Source organism: Streptomyces sp. cmx-18-6 (assembly GCF_046548915.1).
Classification (GTDB): Bacteria; Actinomycetota; Actinomycetes; order Streptomycetales; family Streptomycetaceae; genus Streptomyces.
Map to the genome: position 1 here is coordinate 460,760 of NZ_JAEBEP010000006.1, position 23,718 is coordinate 484,477.

At 70.9% G+C, this 23,718-nt stretch carries 25 protein-coding genes, 1 tRNA gene and 1 pseudogene; 7 read left to right on the plus strand and 20 right to left on the minus strand.

Annotated features, from left to right (window positions below):
• The first annotated feature begins 44 nt into the window (after positions 1-44).
• Positions 45-428, plus strand: coding sequence for an ATP-binding protein (locus tag ACLJPL_RS17495; RefSeq protein WP_411081751.1), 384 nt, complete (start codon positions 45-47; stop codon positions 426-428).
• A gap of 136 nt (positions 429-564) precedes the next feature.
• Here ACLJPL_RS17495 and ACLJPL_RS17500 read toward each other — a convergent pair.
• The 4 genes from ACLJPL_RS17500 to ACLJPL_RS17515 all read right to left on the minus strand — a co-directional run bounded on the left by ACLJPL_RS17500 (position 565) and on the right by ACLJPL_RS17515 (position 2,547).
• Positions 565-652: transfer RNA gene (locus tag ACLJPL_RS17500), tRNA-Ser, on the minus strand.
• Between the two features lie 113 nt (positions 653-765).
• Positions 766-1,194, minus strand: a complete 429-nt coding sequence (gene tadA / locus ACLJPL_RS17505) for a tRNA adenosine(34) deaminase TadA (RefSeq protein ID WP_411081794.1) — start codon at positions 1,192-1,194, stop codon at positions 766-768.
• 225 nt (positions 1,195-1,419) lie between these two features.
• Positions 1,420-2,052, minus strand: a complete 633-nt coding sequence (locus tag ACLJPL_RS17510; protein WP_411081795.1) for a hypothetical protein — start codon at positions 2,050-2,052, stop codon at positions 1,420-1,422.
• Positions 2,053-2,292: 240 nt separating this feature from the next.
• Positions 2,293-2,547, minus strand: a complete 255-nt coding sequence (locus ACLJPL_RS17515; protein WP_411081752.1) for a hypothetical protein — start codon at positions 2,545-2,547, stop codon at positions 2,293-2,295.
• Between the two features lie 102 nt (positions 2,548-2,649).
• Here ACLJPL_RS17515 and upp point away from each other — a divergent pair, with 102 nt between their 5' ends.
• Positions 2,650-3,285: a uracil phosphoribosyltransferase gene (gene upp, locus ACLJPL_RS17520; protein WP_326704646.1), complete on the plus strand. Its 636-nt coding sequence runs from the start codon at positions 2,650-2,652 to the stop codon at positions 3,283-3,285.
• A gap of 147 nt (positions 3,286-3,432) precedes the next feature.
• On the opposite strand, the gene ACLJPL_RS17525 is transcribed toward upp, so the two are convergent.
• From ACLJPL_RS17525 to ACLJPL_RS17550, 6 genes are all read right to left on the minus strand, one after another.
• The gene (locus ACLJPL_RS17525) at positions 3,433-4,053 is read right to left on the minus strand and encodes a LytR C-terminal domain-containing protein (protein ID WP_411081796.1); all 621 of its coding nucleotides are present in this window, start codon (positions 4,051-4,053) and stop codon (positions 3,433-3,435) included.
• 227 nt (positions 4,054-4,280) lie between these two features.
• Positions 4,281-4,577: a type II toxin-antitoxin system VapB family antitoxin gene (locus ACLJPL_RS17530; protein ID WP_003967677.1), complete on the minus strand. Its 297-nt coding sequence runs from the start codon at positions 4,575-4,577 to the stop codon at positions 4,281-4,283.
• A 225-nt stretch (positions 4,578-4,802) separates the two neighbouring features.
• Positions 4,803-6,377: a M28 family metallopeptidase gene (locus ACLJPL_RS17535; RefSeq protein WP_411081753.1), complete on the minus strand. Its 1,575-nt coding sequence runs from the start codon at positions 6,375-6,377 to the stop codon at positions 4,803-4,805.
• Positions 6,378-6,614: 237 nt separating this feature from the next.
• A complete protein-coding gene (locus ACLJPL_RS17540) occupies positions 6,615-7,373 on the minus strand; it encodes an HhH-GPD-type base excision DNA repair protein (protein ID WP_411081754.1) in 759 nt (252 codons plus the stop codon).
• Positions 7,374-7,499: 126 nt separating this feature from the next.
• The gene (locus ACLJPL_RS17545) at positions 7,500-8,864 is read right to left on the minus strand and encodes an RNA polymerase sigma factor (RefSeq protein WP_411081755.1); all 1,365 of its coding nucleotides are present in this window, start codon (positions 8,862-8,864) and stop codon (positions 7,500-7,502) included.
• 476 nt (positions 8,865-9,340) lie between these two features.
• Positions 9,341-9,751, minus strand: a complete 411-nt coding sequence (locus tag ACLJPL_RS17550; protein ID WP_411081756.1) for a YciI family protein — start codon at positions 9,749-9,751, stop codon at positions 9,341-9,343.
• Between the two features lie 294 nt (positions 9,752-10,045).
• On the opposite strand from ACLJPL_RS17550, the gene cbiT reads away from it, so the two are divergent.
• Positions 10,046-11,428, plus strand: a complete 1,383-nt coding sequence (gene cbiT / locus ACLJPL_RS17555) for a precorrin-6Y C5,15-methyltransferase (decarboxylating) subunit CbiT (RefSeq protein WP_411081757.1) — start codon at positions 10,046-10,048, stop codon at positions 11,426-11,428.
• A complete protein-coding gene (gene cobM, locus ACLJPL_RS17560; protein ID WP_411081758.1) occupies positions 11,425-12,186 on the plus strand; it encodes a precorrin-4 C(11)-methyltransferase in 762 nt (253 codons plus the stop codon). The genes cbiT and cobM overlap by 4 nt, the downstream gene beginning before the upstream one ends.
• A gap of 140 nt (positions 12,187-12,326) precedes the next feature.
• Here cobM and ACLJPL_RS17565 read toward each other — a convergent pair whose 3' ends face one another.
• The 5 genes from ACLJPL_RS17565 to ACLJPL_RS17585 form a co-directional block, all read right to left on the minus strand.
• Positions 12,327-13,460: a methyltransferase domain-containing protein gene (locus ACLJPL_RS17565; RefSeq protein WP_411081759.1), complete on the minus strand. Its 1,134-nt coding sequence runs from the start codon at positions 13,458-13,460 to the stop codon at positions 12,327-12,329.
• Entirely contained in the window at positions 13,457-14,470 is a 1,014-nt protein-coding gene (locus ACLJPL_RS17570) for an MvdC/MvdD family ATP grasp protein (protein ID WP_411081760.1), read from the minus strand. Before ACLJPL_RS17570 ends, ACLJPL_RS17565 begins: the two co-directional genes overlap by 4 nt.
• Positions 14,470-14,706, minus strand: coding sequence for a hypothetical protein (locus ACLJPL_RS17575; RefSeq protein WP_411081761.1), 237 nt, complete (start codon positions 14,704-14,706; stop codon positions 14,470-14,472). The genes ACLJPL_RS17570 and ACLJPL_RS17575 overlap by 1 nt, the downstream gene beginning before the upstream one ends.
• A gap of 158 nt (positions 14,707-14,864) precedes the next feature.
• Positions 14,865-15,191 carry a hypothetical protein gene (locus ACLJPL_RS17580; protein ID WP_411081762.1) on the minus strand — a complete coding sequence of 109 codons (327 nt, stop codon included), beginning with the start codon at positions 15,189-15,191 and terminating at the stop codon, positions 14,865-14,867.
• Positions 15,192-15,521: 330 nt separating this feature from the next.
• Positions 15,522-16,301, minus strand: a complete 780-nt coding sequence (locus ACLJPL_RS17585; protein ID WP_411081763.1) for a GntR family transcriptional regulator — start codon at positions 16,299-16,301, stop codon at positions 15,522-15,524.
• A gap of 18 nt (positions 16,302-16,319) precedes the next feature.
• On the opposite strand from ACLJPL_RS17585, the gene ACLJPL_RS17590 reads away from it, so the two are divergent.
• Positions 16,320-16,796, plus strand: a complete 477-nt coding sequence (locus ACLJPL_RS17590; protein ID WP_411081797.1) for an NUDIX hydrolase — start codon at positions 16,320-16,322, stop codon at positions 16,794-16,796.
• Positions 16,797-16,821: 25 nt separating this feature from the next.
• On the opposite strand, the pseudogene ACLJPL_RS17595 reads toward ACLJPL_RS17590, so the two are convergent.
• Positions 16,822-17,355: pseudogene (locus tag ACLJPL_RS17595) on the minus strand (NUDIX hydrolase).
• Between the two features lie 331 nt (positions 17,356-17,686).
• Between ACLJPL_RS17595 and ACLJPL_RS17600 the strand changes: the two are divergent.
• Positions 17,687-18,820 carry a hypothetical protein gene (locus tag ACLJPL_RS17600; protein ID WP_411081764.1) on the plus strand — a complete coding sequence of 378 codons (1,134 nt, stop codon included), beginning with the start codon at positions 17,687-17,689 and terminating at the stop codon, positions 18,818-18,820.
• 49 nt (positions 18,821-18,869) lie between these two features.
• On the opposite strand, the gene ACLJPL_RS17605 is transcribed toward ACLJPL_RS17600, so the two are convergent.
• From ACLJPL_RS17605 to ACLJPL_RS17620, 4 genes are all read right to left on the minus strand, one after another.
• The gene (locus ACLJPL_RS17605; RefSeq protein WP_411081765.1) at positions 18,870-19,430 is read right to left on the minus strand and encodes a DinB family protein; all 561 of its coding nucleotides are present in this window, start codon (positions 19,428-19,430) and stop codon (positions 18,870-18,872) included.
• Positions 19,431-19,645: 215 nt separating this feature from the next.
• Positions 19,646-21,127 (minus strand): flotillin family protein, encoded by a 1,482-nt coding sequence (locus tag ACLJPL_RS17610; protein ID WP_411081766.1) that lies wholly within the window; start codon positions 21,125-21,127, stop codon positions 19,646-19,648.
• Between the two features lie 251 nt (positions 21,128-21,378).
• Positions 21,379-21,888 carry a hypothetical protein gene (locus ACLJPL_RS17615; RefSeq protein WP_411081767.1) on the minus strand — a complete coding sequence of 170 codons (510 nt, stop codon included), beginning with the start codon at positions 21,886-21,888 and terminating at the stop codon, positions 21,379-21,381.
• Between the two features lie 105 nt (positions 21,889-21,993).
• Positions 21,994-22,479: a peroxiredoxin family protein gene (locus tag ACLJPL_RS17620; protein WP_411081768.1), complete on the minus strand. Its 486-nt coding sequence runs from the start codon at positions 22,477-22,479 to the stop codon at positions 21,994-21,996.
• A gap of 376 nt (positions 22,480-22,855) precedes the next feature.
• Here ACLJPL_RS17620 and ACLJPL_RS17625 point away from each other — a divergent pair, with 376 nt between their 5' ends.
• Positions 22,856-23,590: an alpha/beta hydrolase gene (locus ACLJPL_RS17625; RefSeq protein WP_411081769.1), complete on the plus strand. Its 735-nt coding sequence runs from the start codon at positions 22,856-22,858 to the stop codon at positions 23,588-23,590.
• The last annotated feature ends 128 nt before the right edge of the window (positions 23,591-23,718 follow it).

A 23,718-nucleotide genomic window follows, 5' to 3' on the forward strand; every position in this document is an offset into this window, starting at 1 on the left:
CCGTCCAGACCGCCCCGCCTGTCGAGCCTCGCCGCACGTCCGCCATGCCGCCGCAGGCGATCCACGCCGCTGAGCCCGAGTCGGTCAGGCCCGCTCGGCGGTATGCGAGAGAAGCGGCCGCGTATCAGGAGCCGTCGATCACCGAAGACGTGCTCGACACCCTGGAGCTCCTCGCGAGCGAGCCGGTGACCAACGCCGTTCGGTACGGGACCGAGCCGGGCGACTCGTTCAAGGTCACCGTTGCCGCCGAACCCGGAAAGTGCCGCGTGGAAGTACATGACGCCCGGCGTCGCCCGCCCCGTCCTCGGCCGCCCTCCGACGAACGCGTCCGTGGGCGCGGGCTGCACCTCGTCGAGGCGTTGGCATCGCGGTGGGGTGTGGCCGAGCGGCCCTTCGGGAAGATCGTGTGGGTCGTCGTCACCTGGTGATCCGCCCCTGAGCGCCGCAAGCCATATGCCGCAAGCCATAAGCCGTAAGCCGCAGGGCGTATGCCGTAAGCCGTGACCGTAAACGCAGAACACCCCCCTTGATCGCGTTTCCGCAGATCAAGGGGGGTGTCAAAAGCGGTAGCGGTGGGATTTGAACCCACGGTGACGGGTTACGCCACACTCGCTTTCGAGGCGAGCTCCTTCGGCCGCTCGGACACGCTACCGAGAGAGAGCTTAGACCATCTCGGGGCGTGTACAGAAATCGGTTCTCGGGGGAGGGGTGGTTCGACCTCACGAGGCGCTGGAGCCCACGGTCAGGGGGTGCGGAAGCCGCAGGTCAGAGGGTGCGGAAGAACGCCGTCAGCTGCCTCGCGCAGTCGTCCTCCAGGACGCCCGCGATGACCTCCGGGCGGTGGTTCAGGCGGCGGTCGCGGATGACGTCCCAGAGGGAGCCGGCCGCGCCGGCCTTCTCGTCGCGGGCCCCGTAGACGACCCGGGCCACCCGGGACTGGACCAGAGCGCCCGCGCACATCGTGCAGGGTTCCAGGGTCACCACCAGCGTGCAGCCGGTGAGGCGCCACTCGCCGTGGGCCTCGGCCGCCCGGCGCAGGGCCAGGATCTCGGCGTGGGCGGTCGGGTCGCCGGTGGCCTCGCGCTCGTTGTGGGCGGCGGCCAGTTCGGCGCCGTCCGGGCCCAGCACGACGGCGCCGACCGGAACATCGCCGGCCGACGCCGCCTGCGCCGCCTCGGTCAGGGCGCGGCGCATCGGGGCCTGCCACGGATCGCGTACGGGGTCGGGCTCGGGCACAGGTGCGTGTACGGGATCCGTGGCGGGCCGGGGTGAGGGTTTCGGCGGTCGTGCGGTCACCCGCGGACCTTAGCGGACAGGGTGCCGGCGGACGTGATGACGGGGAACCAGGGCGTGGACGGCCCGGCCGGGAGGCCAGCCGGGAGGCTAGGGCACATCCGGCGTCGCGGGGCCGGGCACGCCCTAGCGGACCGCCTCCAGGACCTCCGCCGCTCCCAGCGCGTCGGCGATCTCCGTCAGCGCGTCGGTTCGCAGCGTCAGCAGGTCCTTCTCGGAGACCCCGAAGTCGGCGAGGATGCCCAGCTCGCCGATGGGGCCGGCCGGTACGGCGTCGGAGTCGGGGTCGGGGCCGGGGTCATGGCCGGGGTCGGGGTCGAGAGCGGAGGCAGAGGTGGAATCCGCGTTCCGGTCGGTGGTTCCGGTCCGTCCGGCCGCCGAAGCGACGGGGCGGTCCCCCGGGTCCGGTTCGCCGTCCTCCGTGCCGTCGAGGTCGACGAGCTCCTCCAGCGCGGCGATCTCGTCCTCGGCCCCTGGTTCGCGGCCGAGCAGTTCGTCGGTGAGCAGGATCTCCCCGTACGAGGAGCGGGCGGCGGCGGACGCGTCCGAGACGTAGATACGGGGGTCCTCCTCACCGTCCACCCGGAGGATGCCGAACCAGGCGTCCTCCTGCTCGATGTAGACCAGGACCGTGTCCTCGTCCACCGAGACCGCTTGGGCCAGATCCGTCAGGTCGGACAGGGTCTCCACATCGTCGAGCTCCGTGTCGCTCGCTTCCCACCCGTCTTCGGTGCGCGCGAGCAGTGCGGCGAAGTACACCGTGACTCTCCCACTGGTCATAGGTGAATCGGTCCGACGGGAGGGCAGACGGCGATCCGTCTGCTCTGAGCCCCGCCCAATCGGCATCGTGGCAGAAACAAGCGCCGGGCGAGACCTCTTCGACCGTTGCGTCGGCCATCAGTTCCAGGAGTGCCTGGTCGGCCCTCTCCCTGACGGACGCGTCACGGACCCGTTCGGCGGGGGGAGTGCGCCGGTGGTACCCGCGGTTGCGGGACGGCCTCACCAGCGGAACGTACGCATCCGCATCTGTTGGCGCATACGGGCCGCGCGGGCTCTGCGCGGCTGCACCCGGTCGCGCAACTGCTTGGCCTCATGGAGCTCGCGGAGGAACTGCGCGCGCCGCCTGCGCCGGGCCGCGTCACTCTCCTGCGCGTCCGCGGCGTCACCCGTCATGTCCTGGGGCTCGCGCGCGTCGGGCGCGTCGCTCACTCCGCGTGAGCCCGGGTTCCGCTGCCGCTGCCCGTCCGCCGCCATCGATACACCACCCCAACGCTGGGTCCGTATGCCCCCACCTTCCCCCCGAACAGGTGGTTGATGCCAGCGCAGGGTGCCGGAAGGCGCGGTTACTGTTGACGCATGCGGATCCACGTCGTCGACCACCCCCTGGTGGCGCACAAACTGACCACGCTGCGCGACAAGCGCACCGACTCCCCGACCTTCCGGCGGCTCGCCGACGAGCTGGTCACCCTCCTCGCCTACGAGGCCACCAGGGATGTGCGCACCGAGCAGGTCGACATCGAGACCCCGGTGACGCCCACGACGGGGGTCAAGCTCTCGCACCCCCGGCCCCTCGTCGTCCCGATCCTGCGCGCCGGCCTCGGCATGCTGGACGGCATGGTGCGGCTGCTGCCCACCGCCGAAGTGGGCTTCCTCGGCATGATCCGCAACGAGGAGACGCTCCAGGCGGAGACGTACGCGACCCGGATGCCCGAGGACCTCTCCGGCCGGCAGGTCTACGTGCTCGACCCGATGCTGGCCACCGGCGGCACCCTCGTCGCGGCCATCCGCGAGCTGATCAAGCGCGGTGCCGACGACGTCACCGCCGTCGTCCTCCTCGCCGCTCCCGAGGGCGTCGAGGTGATGGAGCGCGAGCTGGCCGGCGCCCCCGTCACCGTCGTCACCGCCTCCGTCGACGAGCGGCTCAACGAGCACGGCTACATCGTGCCGGGCCTCGGCGACGCCGGGGACCGGATGTACGGCACGGCGGAGTAGCCCGCAGCCGACGACCGGGGATCAGGCCCCGGGGAGAAGAACGAGACCGGCGCCCCCTCCCGCGACGTACCAGCCGTACGTCGTGGGAGGGGGCGCCGGTCCGTCGTCGCGCGGGAGGGGCGCCGGTCCGGCCGGGCCGGGTGTCGGTCAGCCGCTCTTCGTCGTCGGCGCGCAGGAGGCGGACGGGGCCGGGCTCGGCTTCGTGAGCGCCGTCATGGCCGCGGTGGCCTCCGCCGGGGTGCTGAACGCCTTGAACTTCGTGCCGAGGATCAGGTCGACCTCCGCCGTCTTGCGGTTGTCGGTCTTGCGCACCGTGCCCGGCAGCTGCGTGCCGAGCACCGCGAAGCTGCCGTCCGCCGCGGTCGGGGCGCCCAGCAGCACACCCGTGCCGGGGACCTTCTTGTCGTACGCCTCCGGGGCGTTGCCGACCTCGCCGACCGCGAAGCCGCGCTTCTTCAGCTCGTCCGCCGCGGACTTGGCCAGCCCGCTGCGGGTCGTCGCGTTGAAGACGTTGACCTTGACGCCGGCCGGCTTCGGCAGCGCCTTGGCGGCGACCGCGGGTTTCGGGGTGGGGCAGTCCCGTTTGTGCTCGGCGGCGTTGGCGCTCTTGTCGCCGCCCGTGAAGACGTCGATGAGCTGCAGTGTTCCCCAGCCGGCCAGGCCGAGGGTCACCACGGCCGAGACGCCCGCGAGGATGATCCTGCGGCGGTTCCGGGGGCGACGCATGCGGGGGTACGTGTCGCCCGTGATGCGGTACTTTCCGCCCATGCCGGGGGGAGTGAGCATGCTCATGGAAGTAGCGTAGTGCGCCCAGTGATGATGCGTACTAAATGATCAACGCGGGGCACCCGGATGAGCACGAAAGCACCCGAAAGGCCCGAATTCACGTCTCGCTGATACGCGAATGTCTCGTGTGATGGGGGAGCGTGGTGCGGGCGCGGTGAGGGCGGTGGGGCGTGGTGCGGGCGCGGTGAGGGCCGTGGGGCGCGGTGGCGTCAGCCCAGGTCGAGGACGCGCGCGTGCAGCACCTGGCGCTGCTGGAGCGCGGCCCGGACCGCCCGGTGCAGACCGTCCTCCAGGTACAGATCGCCCTGCCACTTCACGACGTGGGCGAACAGGTCGCCGTAGAACGTGGAGTCCTCGGCGAGGAGGGTCTCCAGATCCAGCTGGCCCTTGGTGGTCACGAGCTGGTCCAGGCGAACCGGACGCGGCGCGACGTCCGCCCACTGCCGGGTGCTTTCCCGGCCGTGGTCGGGGTATGGCTTCCCATTTCCGATGCGCTTGAAGATCACACGGAAAGCCTACCGGGCAAGGGCCTCCAGGCGCAGCCGGGGAAGCCCACTGCGGCGCTCCACCAAAGGGGGTAGAGCGCCGCATAGCGCTGGATAGCGGGACAGGGGTCCGCCCCTGCGGGGCTGCTGCTCGGTGACAGTCCCGCCCGTGCGGGGCTGCCGCTCCGTGACAGTCCCGCCCGTGCGGAGCCGCTGCTCCGCGACAGTCCCGCCCATGTGGGGCTGCTACTCCGTGACCTCGTGGCCGTGGCCGTCGTGCAGGCCGCCGCCGCTGCCCGGCGTGCCGGTGCTGGGGGCCGGCTTGACGGGGCGGGTCAGCGAGCGGAGGTCGTGGGCGTACGTGCCCACGGCGTTGGCGATCACGTCGATGTTCACGTCGAAGTGCCGCATGTCGATGTTCTTCAGGGTGTCGCAGGCCGCGTGGTAGCACGGGTCGTAGGGCTCGCCCGCCTTTCCGCCGTACGTACGGGCCTGGGCCTCCGTCTTGATGCCCTCGGCCCCCGTGAACGTACCGCCGGAGGGGATGCCGACCTCGATGAACGGGCCGTAGTCCGAGCGGCCGGTGAAGTCCGTGCCCTCGTGCTTCTTGCCCTTGCCGTCGAGGAACTTGTTGATGTCCCGCTCCAGTTGGGCGGAGCCCTCCGGGCCGGGGCCCGCGCCCACGCCGTCCGAGTCGTCGCCGTCGTAGACGAACTGGACGCCGTTGGGGGAGGCGATCATGTCGAAGTTGAGGTAGAGCGCGATCTGCTTGCGCTGCTTCTCGGAGAGCCCGGCGACGTACGCCTCCGAGCCGAGCAGGCCGTTCTCCTCGGCCGACCACCAGGCGAACCGGACCTTGTTGGCGGGCTTGCTCTTCGACTTGGAGAGTTTCAGGGCGACTTCGAGCAGACCGGCGGAGCCGGAGCCGTTGTCGTTGATGCCGGGGCCCTCGGTGACGGAGTCGAGGTGGGCGCCGAGCACCACGGTCTTCGCCGCCTTGCCGCCGCGCGTCTCCGCGATGACGTTGCGGGTGGTGCGCTCCTCCTGGAGCTGGCGGACCTCGAAGGAGACCGTCACTTCGCCCCTGCCCAGGTCGGCGACCAGCTTCTCGCCCTCCTCCTGGCTGACGCCACCGGTCGGGATCCTGCCGGCCGACGCATCGCCCAGGGTGCCGGAGAGGAGGCCCTCGGTGTTGTTGTAGATGACCGCTCCGGCCGCACCGGCTCCCGCTGCCGCCGCCTGCTTGTCCGCGAAGGTGCAGCCGCCGCGCTTGATCAGGGCGATCTTGCCGGTGAAGTTCGCGGAGGCGTAGTCGGACGCCTCGCAGCCCGGAGTCTCGTCGACGGGAACGGCCAGGAGCCCCGCCGTCAGGCCGCCCACCTTGGTCGACTTCGTGTACGTCATCGCCTTGATCGTCACATCGCGGGGCGACGGCGAGACGACGGCGAGCTTTTCGGCCAGGGTCTCGGTGTAGGGGAAGCTGAAGGTCTCGTACGACACCTGGTACCCGGCCCGCTGGAGCTGCCGGTAGACGTACGCCGCCGAGGCGTCGTGGCCCAGCGAGCCCGCGGCGCGGTGACCGCCGGCCGAGTCGGCTATCGCCTGGAACTGCTGGAGATGGCGGTGGGCGTCACGCGCTGACGCGTTCTTCACCAGCTCCCGGGACAGCTTGACCGCCTCTTTCGAGGGGCTGGAGCCGTGCGAGTGGCCGTGGCCGTGGCCGTGCGAGGGCCCGTGGGACGGGGCGGCGCCCAGGAGGAGCGGCGTAGCCAGAGCGGTGGCGGCCACAACTGCCACGGCTCTGCGACGTGTTGCGTGCACAGGAGTCCTTCCGGTTCTGAACGTTCTGGACGTGTGAACGAAGCTGGAACGAACGAATGTGGAACGGTGGAGCGAAAGCTAGCGAGTGGGGTGACTCCTGGGAACCGTTGTGGCTGGTTTTGATCGCTCGCTCCGGCCGTTCTGTCCGGCTGCCCCTTTTGGCCGCCCTTCCTGTGAGGCTTTTGCTTGCTTTGGTTGCTCTGTTTCCTTTGCCGCCTTTGATTATTTTGATTACTTCTATTCTTTTGGCGTGTTTGATGACTTTGACGCCTTTGATGCCTTTGCCGATTTAGCCGCTGTGGCTGCTGCCTTCGCCGCCGCCTTGGCCTCCTGCTTGTACGCGCGCACCTCCGCCAGTGACTCCGGCCCGGTGATGTCGGCGACCGAGCGGTGCGACCCGGCCTCCCCGTACGGGCCCGCCGCCGCCCGCCACCCCGTGGGACGTACGCCGAACCGCTTGCCGAGCAGCGCCAGGAAGATCTGGGCCTTCTGCGCTCCGTACCCGGGCAGGGCTTTCAGCCGTCGCAGCAGCTCCTCCCCGGTCCCGGCGTCCCGCCACACCGCGCCCGCGTCGCCGTCGTACTCGGCCACCAGGTACTGGCACAGCTGCTGGACCCGCTGGGCCATGGAGCCGGGGTAGCGGTGGAGGGCCGGTTTGGCGGTGAAGAGGGCGGTGAAGGCGTCGGGGTCGTAGGCGGCGATCTCCGCCGCGTCCAGGTCGTCCGCACCCATCCGCCCGGCCAGCGTGTACGGGCCTGTGAACGCCCACTCCATCGGGACCTGTTGGTCCAGCAGCATGCCGACGAGGGCGGCCAGCGGGCTGCGGGCGAGGAGTTCGTCTGCCTCCGGCTGCTGGGCGATCCGCAGGGTGACGCCCTCGCCGGGGTTCGCGCCGGGGTCCGCGCCCGGGTTCGCGCCCGGGCTCGTGTCGGGGTCCGCGCCGGGGTCCGTCCCGAGTTCCTGGCCGAGCTCTTTGCCGCTGTCGCTCCTGGTCATACTTTCGATGATCCCGAGGGCGGGACCCTACGGCGACTCCAGTGATGCCGATGGCCCCCGGCTTCGGCTGATGGGAGTACGCGGTGTGGTCGCCCGCTCGCGGCACGTGTTCCCCGCCCTCATGGATTACGGGTTCAGCCGTGCCGCCCGCGTCCGCAGATAACGGGCCTCGGGCTCGCTGAGGGTGCCGTCCGCCGCCGCGCGATAGGCGACCCCGGCGGCCTCCGACTCCCCCGCCCGCTCCAGGAGATGGGCGCGTACGGCATCGAGGCGGTAGTGCCCCTCCAACGCCCCCGCCAACGCGTCGACCTCAGCCAGCCCCGCGCGCGGCCCGTGCACCATGGCCACCGCGACCGCCCGGCCCAGGGCGGCGGCGGGGTCGGGGGAGCGGTGCACGAGGAGCTCGTACAGGGCGAGGATCTGCGGCCAGTCGGTGTCCTCGGCGCGCCCGGCCTCGTCGTGCAGGGCGGCGATGGCGGCCTGGAGCTGGTAGTCCCCGGCCGGGCCCCCGGCGAGCGCCTCCTCGGCCAGGGCGGTGCCCTCCGCGATCGCCGTACGGTCCCAGAGCGAGCGGTCCTGCTCGTCGAGCGGGACCAGCTCACCGTCCGGCCCGGTACGGGCGGGGGCGCGGGCCTCGGTGAGGACCATCAGCGCCAGCAGCCCGCTGACCCGGCCCTCGTGGGGGAGCAGCCGGCGTACGGCGCGGGTCAGCCGGATCGCCTCGCGGGCCAGGTCGGTACGGTGCAGGGCCGGGCCGGACGTGGCGGTGTAGCCCTCGTTGAAGATCAGGTAGAGCACCTGGAGGACGGCCGCGAGCCGCCGGTCCCGGTCCCCCGGCTCCGGCGGCCGGAACTCCGTACCCCGTACCGCCCGCTTCGCCCGGCTGATCCGCTGCGCCATCGTCGCCTCCGGCACCAGGTGCGCGCGGGCGATCTCCGCCGTGGTCAGCCCGCCGACCGCCCGCAGGGTCAGCGCGATCTGCGCGGCGGGGGAGAGCGCGGGGTGGCAGCAGAGGAAGAGCAGGGTGAGCGTGTCGTCCTCGGACGGGGCCCGGCCGCCCGGCCCGGTAGGGCTCTCCCCGGGCGGCGGGGCGACGAACGCGTCCGCCGGGGTGAGGGCCGCCGCCCTCTCCTCCCGCCTCCGGCGCGCCTCGTCGCTGCGCAGCCGGTCGGTGAGGCGGCGGGAGGCGACCCGGATCAGCCAGCCGCGCGGGTTCTCCGGGGCGCCGTCCTCGGGCCACTGCGCGGCGGCCGCGATCAGGGCCTCCTGGACGGCGTCCTCGGCGGGGTCGAAGTGCCCGTAACGGCGGACGAGCGCGCCGAGGACCTGCGGGGCGTGGAGGCGCAACAGGTCTTCGATGCCGTCGGTGCGGGTGCGGGTGCTGGTGCTGTCGTCGCCGGTGCCGGCGCTGTCCGTGCCATCCCTGCCGCCGGTGCTGTCCGTGCCGTCCGTGCTGTCCGTGCCGTCCGTGCCGTCCGTGCTACGGCTCATCCGTCTCCCCGGGGCTGTGCTGTCACCGGCCGCCGCCGTGCCAGGTGATCGACCGTGCCGGCCCGACACAGTCGATCACCTGGCACGGCGGAGCGCCACACGATCGAAAGGGTCATCTTTCGCCCGGCCGGACAGAGAGGTGCCGCGCCGTTCACTGCATACCCCTGCCGGCGGGAGATCCGGGGGAGGGGATCCGGGAATTTCAACGGTACGGGGAATTCACACGGGGATCACGCGGGGAATTCAGAAGGAGACCGCATCAATGGATCGCACCGTCGTCGTGGGTGGCGGACACATGGGCTCGGTCATCGCCGGCCCGCCTCTCGGGCGAGCCGCCCGGAACGGACGCCCGCTCCCGCGAACTCGCTGACTGAGACGTGCGAAGCGCGAAGCGCGCCGGTTCCGCAGGTCAGGCGCTGCCGGCCTGCCTTACGGAACCGACGCGCACCCGACGCGCTTCGGCCTCCGGACGCCCTCTAGTCGTCGGTCGCGCCGTCGACGGGCCGGATGAGCACCGGGTACTCGGGCGCACCGGCCGGCTGCGGACAGCGTGCCACCCGGGCGGCGATCTCGGTCACCCGCTCCAGGCTCTCGCAGTCGAGCACCCAGAACCCGGCGAGCAGCTCCTTGGTCTCGCTGTACGGCCCGTCCGAGACCACCGGCCGCCCCTCCGCGTCGAGGCTGACGGCCCGCCCCTGCGCGGGCTCCCGCAGCCCGTACCCGGTCACCAGCTCGCCCGACTCGGCGAGGTCGTCGTTGATCTTCCCCATGTAGGCGAACATCTCCTGCACGGCCTTCTCGTCCCAGGCCGGGTTGCCGGGCGTTCCCTTGCCGAACTGCGCCTCGTAGTCCGCCTGGGTGCCCTGGACCATCACCAGATACTTCATGACCGTCGCCTCCATGGTCGTCGTCGTGCTTCGTGCTTCGTGCTTCGTTCTTCGTGGGTCGTGCGCCGTTCCTTCTTTCCGCTTGCACAGGAGACGTCGGGGCCGGGCCCGGGTTCTCGACACCACGCGCGGTTCCTTCTCGGATTCACCCGCTGGAGAGGGCGGAACGGGACGTTCAGTAAAGTTCGGCTGCGTTGCCCCCGCCCTGCTCCCTCCCCCGCCCTCTCCCGCCCCTCTCCCCGCCGCGAACTTCCTTTGAACGACGAGGTCCCGACCGTGTCTGCCGTCCCCTCTGTGGTTTCGCCCCTGCACCCCGTCTCCGTCGTGGGGATCGGCGCGGACGGGTGGTCCGGCCTGTCCGCCGGGGCGCGGGAAGCGCTTCGGGAGGCAGAGGTGCTGATCGGCGGCGCGCGCCAGCTGGACCTGCTGCCGCCGGAGTGCGCCGGCGTACGGGTGGCCTGGCCATCGCCGCTGCGTCCCGCCGTGCCTCGACTGCTCGCCGAGCACCGGGAGCGCCGGATCGCGGTGCTGGCCAGTGGGGACCCGATGTTCTACGGGATCGGGCGCGCGCTCGCGGAGGAGCTGGGGGCGGACGGCCCGGGGCCGGAGGAGCTGGGGTCCGAGGGGATGGAGCCCGAGGCGCTCGGGGCGGACGGCCCGGGGCCGGTGGGCCTGCGCGTGCTGCCGCACCCGTCCTCCGTCTCGTACGCCTGCGCGCGGCTCGGCTGGCCCCTGGAGGACACGGAGGTCGTCACGCTGGTGGGCCGCCCGGCGGCGCGGCTGGCGGCATCCCTGTACGAGGGCCGCAGGCTGCTGGTCCTGAGCGCGGACGCGGCGACGCCCGCGACGGTGGCGGCCCTGCTCACGGCCCACGGCTTCGGCCCGAGCCGGATGCGGGTCCTCGAACAGCTGGGCGGCGAGGCGGAGGCGTACGTGGACGGCGTCGCGGAGCGCTGGGCGCACGCCCCCGGGGACCGCCTGAACGTCATCGCGATCGACTGCCGGGCGTCGGCGGACGCGCTGCGGCTCGGAGCCGTACCGGGTCTGCCGGACGAGGCGTACGAACACGACGGCCAGCTCACCAAGCGCCACATCAGGGCCGCCACGCTCGGGGCCCTGGCCCCCGCCCCCGGGGAGCTGCTGTGGGACGTGGGCGGCGGCTCGGGCTCGATCGCGATCGAGTGGATGCGGGCGCACCCCTCCTGCCGTGCGGTGAGCGTGGAGCGGGACCCGGTGCGGGCCGAGCGGATCACCCGTAACGCGGAACGCCTAGGGGTCCCCGGCCTACGGGTCGTCACGGGCCCGGCCCCTTCCGCCCTGGCCGAACTCCCTTCCCCGGACGCGGTGTTCATCGGGGGCGGCCTGACCGTACCGGGCCTCCTCGACGCGTGCTGGGAGGCGCTTGCGCCCGGCGGCCGGCTGGTCGCGAACACGGTGACGCTGGAGTCGGAGGCGCTGTTGGGCGAGCGATACCGGTTGTACGGGGGCGAGTTGGTGCGGCTGGCGGTGGCCCACGCGGTGCCGGTCGGCGGGTTCACCGGGTGGCGCCAGGCCATGCCCGTAACGCAGTGGTCCGTACGCAAACCCTCAGACCCAGACCCAGACCCAGACCCAGACCCAGACCCAGGCCCAGACCCAGGCCCAGACCCAGACTCAGGTTCAGGAGACGTCTCATGACCGTGTACTTCATCGGTGCGGGCCCCGGGGCGGCCGACCTGATCACCGTGCGCGGCGCGCGACTTCTCGCCGCCAGCCCGGTCTGCCTGTACGCGGGCAGCCTGGTCCCGGTCGAGCTGCTGGCCGAGTGCCCGGCGGACGCACGGCTGGTCGACACGGCGAATCTGGACATCGAGCAGATCACGGCGGAGCTCGTACGGGCCCACGCGGACGGCCATGATGTGGCGCGGCTGCACTCGGGGGACCCGTCGGTGTTCAGCGCGGTGAACGAGCAGATGAAGCGCCTGGACGAGGCGGGCATCCCATACGAAGTCGTCCCCGGCGTACCCGCGTTCGCGGCGGCGGCCGCAGCGCTGAAGCGCGAGCTGACGGTGCCCACGGTGGGCCAGACGGTGGTCCTGACCCGCGTCGCCCAGCGCGCCACGGCCATGCCCGAGGGCGAGGACCTGGCCACCCTGGGCCGCAGCGGCGCACTGATCGTGCTGCACCTGGCGGCCCGTTACGCGGACCGCGTGGTGGAGGAGCTGCTGCCGCACTACGGGCCGGACTGCCCGGCGGCGGTGGTGGCGATGGCGTCGCGCCCGGACCAGATCATCCTGCGGGGGCCCCTGGACTCGATCGCCGACCAGGTGAAGGCGGCGGGGGTGATCCGGACGGCGGTGATCATGGTGGGCCGGACACTGGGCGCGGAACAGTTCCGGGACAGCCACCTGTACGCGGTGGGGCGGGAGCGGGAGCGGGAGCGGGGCGGGTGCTGAGGCTGCGGTGCCGGGTGCCGGGTGCCGGGTGCCGGGTGCCGGGTGCCGGACGCCGGTGGCCGAGCGCCGGGCGCCGGTGGCCGAGCGCCGGTGGCTGAGCGCCGCGCCCCTGAACGGAGCGGCTCCGTGTTCGCAGTCCGCTATGTGAGCAGGCCCCAGCTCGGACCCCTCGGGGTGTCCAGCCACACGCGCTGGGCTTCGTCGTCGACGGTGAGGCCGTAGCGCTCGGGGCCGGGTTCGTCGTGCTCGGTGAAGACGCGGTATGCGTCTTCGAGGCGGGACCAGAGCGAGCGGGGGCCCGCCTCGCTCACCGTGCCGTCGGTGTGAAGGGCGGCGATCGCGCCGTCCGGGGACCAGACACGGGCGGCGGCCGGTTTGCCGTCCTGGGTGAGGTCGTACTGCCAGGCGAGGTCGGGTTCGACGATGCTCAGCAGGAAGCGGTACGCGTTGTCGGCCAGCGCGGACGCGGGGACCTCCGTGCGGCGGCCCTCGTCGGTGGGGAGTTCGGGGCGGCGTGTCGGGACTCCGTCGACGGTGTCGCGTCGCAGGGGCATGAAGTAGGCCCCTCCCGGGAGGAACCTGCCTTCGGCCCGGAGCGGGCCGGTTCGGTGGATGCGGACCAAGGCGTTGCCGAGCGGGGCGATGATCTGGCCGGCGTCTGTTCCTGTCCCGCCGCTGAGTTGGCGTACCCATGCGGACGGTACGGAGCCGATCCGGCAGGTGGCGATGATCCGGTCGTACGGGGCGAGTTCCGCGTGGCCGTACGCGCCGTCCGCGAGGACGACCCGCGGTTTGTATCCGGCTTCGGCGAGACGAGCGCGGGCGGCGGTGACGAGATCGGGTTCGGTGTCGACGGTGACTACCGAATCACTGCCGAGCCGGTGCGCGAGAAGTGCGGCGTTGTAGCCGGTCCCGGTGCCGATTTCCAGCACCTTCATGCCGGTCCCGTCCGTCTCCACCCGCAGGGCCTCCAGCATGGTCGCCATGACCGAGGGCTGAGAGCTCGACGACGTCGCCGCGCCGGCTGTGCGGTGGGTGACCAGGGCTCGGTCCTCGTGCACGGCGGCGAACCACTGGTCGCGCGTCCCGGCGTCGGACGCCGAGATTTCGCGGCCCGTGTGGTCGTAGAAGGAGGGGACGAAGACATGCCGGGGGACTCGCTCGAACGCCTCCCGCCAAGCGGCGTCGGTCATGTCGCCGGAGTCGACCAGGGACTGGACGAGTCGGGCGCGCTCGACGGTGGCGGCCTGGGCGAGGTCGGAATCGGTGGTCACAGGGTGCCCTTCTCCAGAAGGTCGGCGAGAGCGTGGGTGATGGCCTCGCGCGTGAGGTCGATCCATGCCCACTGTCCCCCGGGGTTCACATCGATCAGGTAGTGCGTGCCGTCGCCGTCGCCGTCGCCGTCGACGATGAGGTCGAGCGCGGCATAGACGAGCCCGAGATCACGCAGCAGGGTGCGGATGCCGTGGGCGACGTCGCTCGGAAGCTCGGCAGGCGTGTGAGCGAGCGACGAGGAGTCACGTCGCCAGTCGAGGCGGGCCGGTCCGTGAGGCGCGTGAAGGGCTACGGGGAAGAGCCGACCGGCTACGGCGGTCACGCGGATCTCGTACGCCTTCGTCGTGATCTCCCGCTGGAACAGATGGGCGGTGAGTCCGATGCGCGGGTTGCCGAACTGGTCGGGCGGGACACGGCGTGTGTAGAGCTGCCCGCGCTTGCCGCCCTCGGTGTGAACGATGCCGCCGAACACCTTGGTCACGATGCGTCCGCCGCACTTGGCGGCGAACGGGGCGACGGCGGCCGGGTCGTTCGTGATGAGAGTCTCCGGCACGCGGAGTCCGGCCCTGGCCGCGACGGCGAGTTGTGCCGGCTTCGTGCAGTCGGCGTTCCGCTCCGGGCGGTTGACCCACAGGGTGCCGGGGAGCGTACCGAGCACACCGGGGAGCGCACCCTTGGCCTGTGACGCCGCGAAGTGTCGTTCGGGCTCGCTCATGGTCCCGGGGAACGCGTACGGGGTGGGCTTGCGCCACCACACCGATCGGACCTCGGACAAGTCGATGCCGCGCAGTTCGTCGTACATCCGCCCGTCCCATCGGCCCTCGGGCCGTAACTCGGCGGTGAGCGTGGAACGGTTGGGGAAGTCGGACAGGTCCGTACGCCAGAACGGGATGCCGCGCTCGTTCAGTTCGCGCAGGACGAAGTCCGCGGTGGGGTCGAGCGCGTAGGTGATGACGAGCACGCGCGGCACCACCGTGCCGCGCGTGCTCTGCCCGTGGGTGTGGGGCATCAGTCGTCGTTCTGGTCGGTGTCGATGGCGATGGCGTCCTTGCCGTCCGACTCGGTGTTGCACGACGTACCGGCCATCGCCTCGATGTGGATGGCCGTTACGCCTTCGACGAGCGAGAGTTGCGACACCGGGTCGACCGAGACCACGGGCCGCCGGCCGACAGTGACGGGGGCGGTCAGGGCGTCCAGCCCGAAGGGCCGGGTGGCCAGGGGGCCGGGGGGCTGGGGGCGGGTCACGTGGGAGAGGGTCGGGGTGCGATCGAGAAGTACGTACATCACTGTCGCCTTTCACTCGGGTCCGTAGTGCTCGGTTCTCGGGGTGGTGCGGTGTTCTCCGTCCCGCCGCCCGGGGGCGGCGGGACGGGAGCTTTGATGCGGGTTCTCGGAGCTTGCGGTCAGCCGTTGCGCGGGACCTTCCCCAGGACGTCTTGCCAGGTGTGCTGCTCGGCGTGGTCGGCGAACAGACAGCAGCCCTCCCCGTCCGGCCCCGGACCGACCGCCGGGCAGTCCGACAGCACGACCAGGTCCACGTAGGTCCCGCGCCACCAGAGCCAGAGAGCAGTGCCGTACGAGTCGAGTTCGGCCACGAGGCCGTAGTGCTCGTCGCTGTCGTGGGTCGACAGCTGGCATTGGACGGCCCTGTCGACGCAGCCCGCCGGAGCCTTCTGCCGTGCCTCCTGCGCCAGGTCCAGCGGCACCCGACGCCAGTGCTTGCAACGCATCACGACACCGTCCGCAGGGAGTCGGCGGAATTCTGCTCCGCGCATCGCCCGCATGCGCAGGGCGGGAAGCCGCCCGCGTTGTCGGGGAGCACCGGGTCGTCGCTCACACGCACTTCTACGAGAGGCCCCCACGTCCGGGCTGAGTCGTGCGAGACCCGCAGTGTCATGCGTACCTGAGCGACCTTTGACGAAGGCATGAGCACCTCATATAGAAGAGATAATCTCCTTCACTCATGTACATGAGTGATGAGGGAAAGAATGACGTACTCCTGTACATGAGTCAAGTGGTCCTTGGTGTGGGCCCGTTGCGAGGCGGCATCGGGCGCTGTCTCAGTCTGCGGCGGCGAAGCGGTAGTCCAGGACGAACTGGTCGGCGGCCATGATCGTGTCGCACACCTCTACGACTCGTCCGGCCGCCGTTTCCGCGTTCCGTACGAGGTGGATCACCGGGGAGCCCGGGCTCAGCGCGAGTGCGGATGCCTCGGCCTTGGTCGCGAGGCGCGCCCGAACGGTCTCGCTGAACTCTGCAAGGGTGTGGCCGTGGTCTTCGAGGCGGGCGTAGATTCCGCCGCCGCCGGGATTCTCGGCGAACACTTCCGGGATGTCCTTCGCAACGTCCCACGGGATGTAAGAGGTGGCCTCCTCCGTGGGCACGCCTTCCCGGAAGTAGCGGCGCTTGCGAGCGAGGACCTGGGAGCCGGCGGGCACGCCCAGCCGCTCGGCGATCTCCTCGGGCGCTCCGATGGGGCCGATGAGGAGGACGGTCACGGACGGCTTGCCGCCGGACCGCTCTGCTTCCGCGAGGTAGGCGGCCTTGCCCGCCTTCCGGTGCGTCCGGCGGAACCGGTCGGAGGACTTGCGCTGCACGGGCGGCCGGGACCTGACGAACGAGCCCCGCCCGTGGTGGGTCTCGATCAGCTGAGTCGCCCTTAGCTCCGCGATCGCCTTGCGTACAGTTCCCGATGCGACGCCGTAGCGTTCCATGAGAGCCGTCTCGCTCGGCACGGCGTCCCCGGCTCTCAATACACCGGACCGGATCTGTGCGGCCAGGTCGTCGGCGATCTGGAGATACTTCGCCTTGGCCGAAGAGGTCACATCACTACTCGCCATAGTCCTTCTGAGTCTCCTATTCTCATGTACATGAGTAACATCCATCAGGAGACCCCGTCAACGCCGCCCACGCCGCTCCACTCCGTCTCCGTAGCCGGAATCGTCGTCCGGGAGGACGGTCGGGTGCTCACCATCAAGCGGGCCGACAACGGGACCTGGGAGCCGCCGGGAGGGGTGCTCGAACTGGCCGAGGCTCCGGAGGACGGTGTTCGGCGTGAGGTGTACGAAGAGACTGGCGTCAAGGTCCAGGTGGATCGGTTGACCGGGGTCTACAAGAACACCTCTCGCGGCATCGTCGCTCTGGTCTTCCGCTGTCGCGCCGAGGGTGGATACGAGCAACTGTCCGATGAAGCCTCGGCGGTTGAGTGGTTGACCCCGGACGAAGTGACCAGCCGCATGGCCGAGGTCTACGCGGTCCGGGTCACCGATGCCCTGTCGAGCGGTGCTCCCCGCGTCCGGGCGCATGATGGCCGGAGGCTCGCCCGGGACTCCTGAGGGCGGGAGGAACTGCGCTGTTCAGTCAGCGAGTTGCCTCGTCCATGAGTGCGTAGAGGAGTCCGACGAGTGAGCCGCTGCTGACGATCTCGCGGCGGTCGATCATTCCCCGGACGTTGGTCAGCGGGATCCATTCGATGCGGTCGGACTCGTTCTTCTCGGTCGGTGGAGCTTCGTACGTTGCCCCGTCCGCGCGGAAGACGTAGTGCTGGGAGTCGGTGATGCCGTTGGCCGGTTCGGCGTAGATTAGCGGCCTGAGCGGGGCCGGACGCCAGCCGGTCTCCTCCAGGACCTCACGGGCCGCCGCCTCGGCCGGGGTCTCGCCCTCCTCCACCAAGCCCATGGGCAACTCCCATGCTCACGCGTCCGTGATGAAGCGGTGCCGCCACATCATGAGGACGTCGCGCTGCTCGTTGACGACCGCTGCCACGGCCAAGTGGCGGAGCTTGACGACGTGGTGCTCCCAGCGATTCCCGTCCGGCGTTTCCACGTCGGTGAGCCACAGGTTCACCCAGCTGTTCTCGTAGATCGGACGTTCCCCGTGGATCTTCCATCGCATCGTTCCGGCCCCCTGTCGGTTGGGTTTCAGCGTCATGGACCGGAGCTGCTCGCCGGGTTCTGGGTGCGCGACTGTTTCGGGAAGCCTGGATCGCGGGAGGCGTTCGCGTCCCACCGGGCGTCAACGTGACCTGGTGGAACACCCTTTCGGGTTGATCTGTGGTCCTCTGCAAGGCCGTTCAGCCGATTGGCCGCACGGTGCTTCGGCGCTGCGGTACCGTGATCGCGTCATCACGCTCTGTGCGTGCCTTGCGCATGCATGGAGCGGCCCCCGGAGGTGTTCACAGCACCGGACCGAGGGCCTTCACCCACTAGTGGAAAGAGCCACAGGGATGCTTTGGCATGCTATCGCGCCGGTTCGGCGCTACACGAAGGTCTCGCACGACGTCATGCGTCATCCGCGTCTGAGCAGCGACGCGAAGGTTCTCATCTCTTACGTTCAGGGGTTGCCCGACGACCAGAGCGACCGTGCCCTCTCCGAGCACGCTCAGAAGGTCGGCATCAAGGGGCGCAGCTACCAGAAGGCCAAGCAGGAGCTGGTCCTCAATGGGTTCGTGCATGAGCGGAAGGTCTCCGGGGAGCGGGGGCTGTGGGGCACCCATCAGCTGTTCTCCAACGTTCCGTTGACCGACGCCGAAGCTCGTGCCGTCTGGCGGGAGGCCGGTGTGGGGTCCGGGTCGGCTCCGAGTGCGCACTATCCGACCGTCGGTGAACCGAGGTCCCGGACTGTCGGTCACCAACTACCGGTAGACGAAGAACTGGGGGAGAACACATCCCACCCTCCCACCGAAGCCCCGCACGAAGCGGACGAGTTGGAGGAGCTGTCGCCTCACGCTGCCGAGGCCGAGCGGGTGTTGTTGTCCCTCCGGCACTCCCATCGGCAGCTGCACCTTGGAGTCGCCGAGGCCCGGACGCTCGTCGAACGGGCCGCCGAGTGGTTGCGGCGCGGGGTCTCGGGCGGTGATCTCCGGCGCGTACTGAGCAGTGATCTGCCGCCGGACGGGGTCCGGTCCGCTGTGGGGTTCCTGCGGCATCGGCTCGTACAGAAGATGCCCGAAGCGCCGGAGGTGAAGCTGCGGGCCCCTGCCCGGGAGGTGGAGCCCGAGGCCGTGCGAACGGCTGAGGCGGTGCCGTCCGCCGCTGTCGTTCCTCGGTACGTCGCGCCTCTCGTCACCTGCGAAGGGCCCGGGACCGAGCACGTCTTCCGGTCCATGGCGGGGGAGACCGAGTGCCCCGACTGCCAGCAGGCCGCGGCCTGGGCGCGCTGGGCCGAGCGGCGGGCCGCCGACTTCGGGATCGACCTCGCCGAGGACGCCGCGGCCGCCGTGGAGGCCGGGCGCAGTCCGGACGGGTGGCGGGCACGGCTCGCTGCCGCCGCCGGGGCCGGGGGCGGGACCGGATCCGGAGACGGCGCCGAAGTCGGGGTCGAGGCTGAAGTCGGGGTCGAGCTCGCAGTCGATCGGTAGGGCCTGGGGCCGGGAGAGTCGGTCATCGAGTGGCGGGCCGGCTGGTGCGTCAGGTCGGGACGGCGGCTCGCTGGAGGCGTATCTGGCCGATTTCAGCGACGTTCTTCATGAGCTCGGCATTCACCCAGGCGATCGTGTGGGCGACCGTGTGCTGCGGGTCCTTCTGCCACGGGAACGTAGCCGTGGCATCGAGGTCGGCGGCGGTGAGGCCGTCCAATGCCGCCAGCCAGTCCTTCCGCAGGTCGCGCAGCCACTCGACGGTCGGGGCTCCCGGGCCGGGCCAGGTGATGTCGTTCCGGTCCCGGGGCGTTCTCCCTCGGACGTGATCCACGGTCACGCTCCACCACCAGCCCATGTGCCAGCTCAGCCAGCCGATGGTGGGTACGGGGACGGGCTCGGGTTCGACGTCGGCCCAGTCCGCTGTCCAGGTCCCGTCGTCGGCGGATCGGCGCACCGTCCAGCAGTTCGCGGCGGGCTCCCACAGGAAGTCGCCGGGCGCGATCCGCTCCAAGTGGTACTCGAACAGTGACCACGTCAGATCGAACTGCCAGCGCAGCAGGTCGATCGCGGTGGCGGAGGGGGGCGGGGGAGGGGGCGTTGAGGCGGTCATCGTGCAAACCTCGCACGGTGGCGTTGGGGATGAGAAGCGGATTTGTGGGGCGGGCCGCCGCCGTGGGAGTGGGAGCGGGCATGGCTGTGCCCGGCGACTTGTCGCTTGTCGCCGGGCACAGATCAGAGGGAGACCGGCCAGAGGGAGACCGGCCAGAGGTGGTCAGGCCGGACGGATTCGGGCCGGGGGAGTGACGTCGGCTTCGGGGCCTGGCGTCAGTCCGTGATCTCGATCTTGTCGTTCTTCTGCTGGGAGGAGGAGGCCGGGGCCGTCTCCTTGTCGCCCGCGCCCCCGGTCGCAGCCGCGTCGGACGACGAAGCCGGGCCGCCCGCGCGGTTCTTGAGGTTCTGGAGCAGCGCGCCGACGTCCACGCCCGTCGTCGAGCTGAGCAGCTCCACGCCCTGGGCGACGTTGTCGGTGACCGTACGGGCCAGCTGGCTCGCGCCGTCCGTGGAGATGACCGTCAGCTTGTCGATGGCGCTCAGCGGCTCGGAAGCCTTCGCGACGACGTCCGGGAGGACCTCGACCAGCATCTGGAGGACGGCCGCGTCACCGTACTGCGCGAACGCGTCGGCCTTCTTCTGCATGGCCTCCGCCTCGGCCGCACCCTTGGCGGCGATCGACGCGGCCTCGGCCTCACCCTCGATGCGCACCGCGTCGGCCAGCGCCGAACGGTGGAGCTTCTCACCCTGACCGGTCAGGCGCGAGCGCTCCGCGTCCGCCTCGGCCTCCTTGACCTGGGCGATGCGGCGGGCCTCCGCCTCCTGCTCGGCCTGGTAGCGGGCGGCGTCGGCGGGCTTACGGACCTTGGTGTCCAGCTCGCGGTCGGTCAGCGCGGCCTGGCGCTCGGCGACCTTCTCCTGCTCCTGGAGGACTTCCTGCTGGCGCGCGGCCTCGGCGAGGGGACCGGCGGCGTTGGCCTTGGCGGCCGCCGCTTCGGTCTCGGCCTTGATCTCGGCCTGCTTCAGGTAGTACGTCCGCTCGGCGATGGCGATCTCCTCGGCCGCCTTCAGCCGGGCCTGCTCCGAGGCGCGCCTGGCGATCGCCTCGGCGATGTCCGCCTCCTGCTTGGCGCGGGCGGCCTCGGGACGGCCGAGGTCCTCCAGGTAGGAGCCCTCGGTGGTGATGTCCTGGATCTGGAAGGCGTCCAGGATCAGGCCCTGGCCGGAGAGGCTGGCCTCGGCCTCCTCCGCGACCTGCCCGGCGAACGCGGCCCGGTCCCGGATGATGTCCTCGACCGACATGCGGCCGACGATCGCGCGCAGCGCTCCGGAGAGCACTTCCTGGGTGAAGCCGACGATGCCGTCCTGCTGCTGGAGGAAGCGCTGGGCGGCGGCGCGGATCGCGTCCTCGCTGCCCCCGACCTTCACGATCGCGACGCCTTCGAGGTTCGACTTGACGCCGCGCAGGGTGACCGCGCCGCGTACGGCGATCGGGATGTGCCGGCTGGACAGGTCCAGGGTGAACTTCTGCTGGACGAACGGCACGACGAAGACGCCGCCACCGACGACGACCTTCTGGCCGCTGTTGTCGATGCTGGTGAGGCCGGTCACCGGATCGGTCGACTTCTTGCCGCGGCGGCCGGTGATGATGAACGCCTCGCTGGGCCCGGCGACCTTGTACCGCGTGATGACGACGAGGCCGAGCAGGACGAGAAGTACGACGATGCCGATGACGGCGATGACAACTGGACTCATGAGAGATGTCCCCCCTGCCTCCCGGGTGGGGGACGGCAGATTGTGGTGTGGTGCGGGGTGCTGATGGGGTCAGTGAGGTGGGTGGGGTGAGGTGGAGCGGGGCGGGTGGCTGTGGAGCTTGATGTGTGGGGTGTGCGTGGGGCGGGATGGCGGGGTGGGACTGACTGGTGATGCTGGTCGGGGTGCTGGTGGTGCTTCTCGGGGTGGTGGGGTCCTGGGGTGGTGAAGCGGTGCGGCGGCGGTCGGCCCGGTCAGCGCTCGACCGGGCGTACCGCGACCGAGGTGGTCGACAGCTCCGCTTCCACCCAGACCTCCGTGCCCCGTACGACAGGCGTCGGGCACTTGGCCGCGTACTTCACGGGGTGGCCCGCCAGGCGGAGCATCACCTCGCCGTAGCCCTCGGCCGGAATGGCCGTCACCACGGTCCCGGAGGTGCCGACGAGGTCTCCTCCGCGCGGGGTGGACGCGGTCTGGTCCCGCATCAGGGCCTTACTGATTTTCCAGGTCAGCCAGGCCGCCACGACTCCGGCGGCGACGCCGACGACGGTGGCCACGACAGGACCGGCACTCGTGGCCCCGAGGACGACCGCCCCGCCGAAACCGAGCATCGAGATGAAGCCGGCGATCACCGGAAGGGAGAGGAGGCCGTCGAAGAGCCCGTCGAGTACGCCGTCGAGCATCCCTTCGAGGACGCCGCCGAAGATGAGGGAAAGAGCGAGCAGGGCGATTCCCACAATGCCGAGACCGAGAAAGAAGGTCACGTGATCACTCCCCTGTTTTTCGGCTTCCCCCGAAGTATTTCCGTTGATCCAGCTGGATGATCCCATACACGCCTTGATCGAATCACTGCCGGATCCCGGCAATCTTTACGCGCTTTTGATGCCGGACAACCGATCGGTCAGGGTGGAGAGCGATTGGAAGGTGGCGCCGAGCAGCGCCACGTGCTTCCAGCGCAGGACGCCGTCCGGTCCGACGAGGAAGACCGCCCGTCGTACGCCGATGCCGGGGGCGGCGACACCGTACGCCCTGGCGATCTCCCGGCCCTCGTCCGCCAGCAGGGGCATCCGCAGCCCGTGTGCGCGGGCAAACGATTCGTGGCTGTCCACACCCTGGGGGCTGATGCCCCAGACGTCGGCGTCGAGGCCCTCGAAGGACTCCATGCCCGAGGAGTACGAGCACAGCTGCTTCGTGCAGACGGTGGTGTTGTCCCCGGGGTAGAAGGCCAGCACCAGGGCGCGGCCGCGGGCGGTGGAGAGCCGGTATTCGCCGCGTTCGAAGGCTTCGCCCGCGAGGACTCCGCCGGGGAGGGTGAAGTCCGGAGCCGGGCTGCCGAGCTGGGGTCCTGATGCCATGAGGTCGCTCCCTGGATGAGATGTCACGGGTTTCGGCCTGCGCCGACCGGTGTGTTCGAGCCGCGCCGCGTTCCTCGTGCGGGCGGCTCCGGGCATGTGCGTCTCCATCCTGCCCTTCCGCATCGAACCCGCCGAAGCCCCTGCGCCGCTGAGGGCGGCGAGGGCCCTGGGAGAGATTGGGGGGGCGGGCGAGGAGGGTGCGGTTCGGGTGTGCGCGTGGATTTTTCCGGTCACGCCTCCCCGATGACGTTGGCCGGATACGTTTGGCGGTCACGTTTCCCGGTCACACCGCACCCATCCGCACGCGCTCCGGCGACGAATGACGAGTACGGAAGTGCGGGCGTCCGGCCCCGCCGTCCACACCCCGGAGGTACGTATGACGGAGCGACCGCCCTCGGCAGCGGTTCTCGTACTGCACGGGGGCCACGAGAGCGGGACGGAACCTCCGCCGCCCGGCCTCCTGAACCTCCCCGGCGTGCGGATGCGCCCGTTCGTCCGCGCCCTGCGCCGGGCCACCCGCGCGCACGAGGGCGGTACGGAGGTGCTGGTCCGGCAGGTGCGGTACGTGCACCGCGGCTGGAACGGCGCCCGTGCGGACGCCTTCCACGACGCCGTGAGCGCACTGGACGCCCTGGCCGGGGAGGCGGGCGACATACCGGTCGTCCTTCTCGGCCACTCCATGGGCGCCCGCGCCGCCCTGCGCGCCGCCGGGCACCCCTTCGTACGCGGAGTCGTCGGCCTCGCCCCCTGGTGCCCGCCCGGCGACCCGGTGACCCAGCTCGCCGGGCGTGACGTGGTCCTGGTGCACAGCAGCCGGGACCGGGTCACCAGCCCCCAGGCCACCCAGTCCCTCACCGCCCGGGCCCGCCGCGCCGGAGCCCGTACGTGCATGGTCACCGTCCGGGGCGGCGACCACGCCATGATCCGCCGCGCCCCGGCCTGGCACCACCTCGCCACCGCCCTGGTCACCGGGCTGCTGGGCACGACGCCCCTGCCGGGTCCCGTCTCCACGGCCCTGGGCCTGCCGCCGAACGCCGAGGCCACCGAGGGCACCCTCGACCTGGACCGGCTGCGCGCCGACCGGGGGGCCGGTCTCCTGCCGAGCCCCTAGGTGTGTTGTCCCGGGACGTTGGTGACACGCGTGCTGGGTTCTTGAAATGGGTGAGGGCCTCCGGGTTCGGTGTGGATTGCGACATCTCCACCGAGATCAGGAGGCCCTCGTGGTCCACCGTAATGCCC

What these genes read in the sequence shown, in the direction of transcription:
- upp (WP_326704646.1), top strand. Translation starts at nt 2,650, where the DNA reads ATGCGGATCCACGTCGTCGACCACCCCCTGGTGGCGCACAAACTGACC.
- ACLJPL_RS17545 (WP_411081755.1), bottom strand. Translation starts at nt 8,864, where the DNA reads ATGAGCCGTAGCACGGACGGCACGGACGGCACGGACAGCACGGACGGC.
- ACLJPL_RS17550 (WP_411081756.1), bottom strand. Translation starts at nt 9,751, where the DNA reads ATGAAGTATCTGGTGATGGTCCAGGGCACCCAGGCGGACTACGAGGCG.
- ACLJPL_RS17600 (WP_411081764.1), top strand. Translation starts at nt 17,687, where the DNA reads ATGCTTTGGCATGCTATCGCGCCGGTTCGGCGCTACACGAAGGTCTCG.
- tadA (WP_411081794.1), bottom strand. Translation starts at nt 1,194, where the DNA reads ATGCGCCGCGCCCTGACCGAGGCGGCGCAGGCGGCGTCGGCCGGCGAT.
- ACLJPL_RS17620 (WP_411081768.1), bottom strand. Translation starts at nt 22,479, where the DNA reads ATGGCATCAGGACCCCAGCTCGGCAGCCCGGCTCCGGACTTCACCCTC.
- ACLJPL_RS17495 (WP_411081751.1), top strand. Translation starts at nt 45, where the DNA reads ATGCCGCCGCAGGCGATCCACGCCGCTGAGCCCGAGTCGGTCAGGCCC.
- ACLJPL_RS17585 (WP_411081763.1), bottom strand. Translation starts at nt 16,301, where the DNA reads ATGGCGAGTAGTGATGTGACCTCTTCGGCCAAGGCGAAGTATCTCCAG.
- ACLJPL_RS17580 (WP_411081762.1), bottom strand. Translation starts at nt 15,191, where the DNA reads ATGCGTTGCAAGCACTGGCGTCGGGTGCCGCTGGACCTGGCGCAGGAG.
- ACLJPL_RS17570 (WP_411081760.1), bottom strand. Translation starts at nt 14,470, where the DNA reads ATGCCCCACACCCACGGGCAGAGCACGCGCGGCACGGTGGTGCCGCGC.
- cobM (WP_411081758.1), top strand. Translation starts at nt 11,425, where the DNA reads ATGACCGTGTACTTCATCGGTGCGGGCCCCGGGGCGGCCGACCTGATC.
- ACLJPL_RS17540 (WP_411081754.1), bottom strand. Translation starts at nt 7,373, where the DNA reads ATGACCAGGAGCGACAGCGGCAAAGAGCTCGGCCAGGAACTCGGGACG.
- ACLJPL_RS17525 (WP_411081796.1), bottom strand. Translation starts at nt 4,053, where the DNA reads ATGGGCGGAAAGTACCGCATCACGGGCGACACGTACCCCCGCATGCGT.
- ACLJPL_RS17610 (WP_411081766.1), bottom strand. Translation starts at nt 21,127, where the DNA reads ATGAGTCCAGTTGTCATCGCCGTCATCGGCATCGTCGTACTTCTCGTC.
- ACLJPL_RS17515 (WP_411081752.1), bottom strand. Translation starts at nt 2,547, where the DNA reads ATGGCGGCGGACGGGCAGCGGCAGCGGAACCCGGGCTCACGCGGAGTG.
- ACLJPL_RS17605 (WP_411081765.1), bottom strand. Translation starts at nt 19,430, where the DNA reads ATGACCGCCTCAACGCCCCCTCCCCCGCCCCCCTCCGCCACCGCGATC.
- ACLJPL_RS17625 (WP_411081769.1), top strand. Translation starts at nt 22,856, where the DNA reads ATGACGGAGCGACCGCCCTCGGCAGCGGTTCTCGTACTGCACGGGGGC.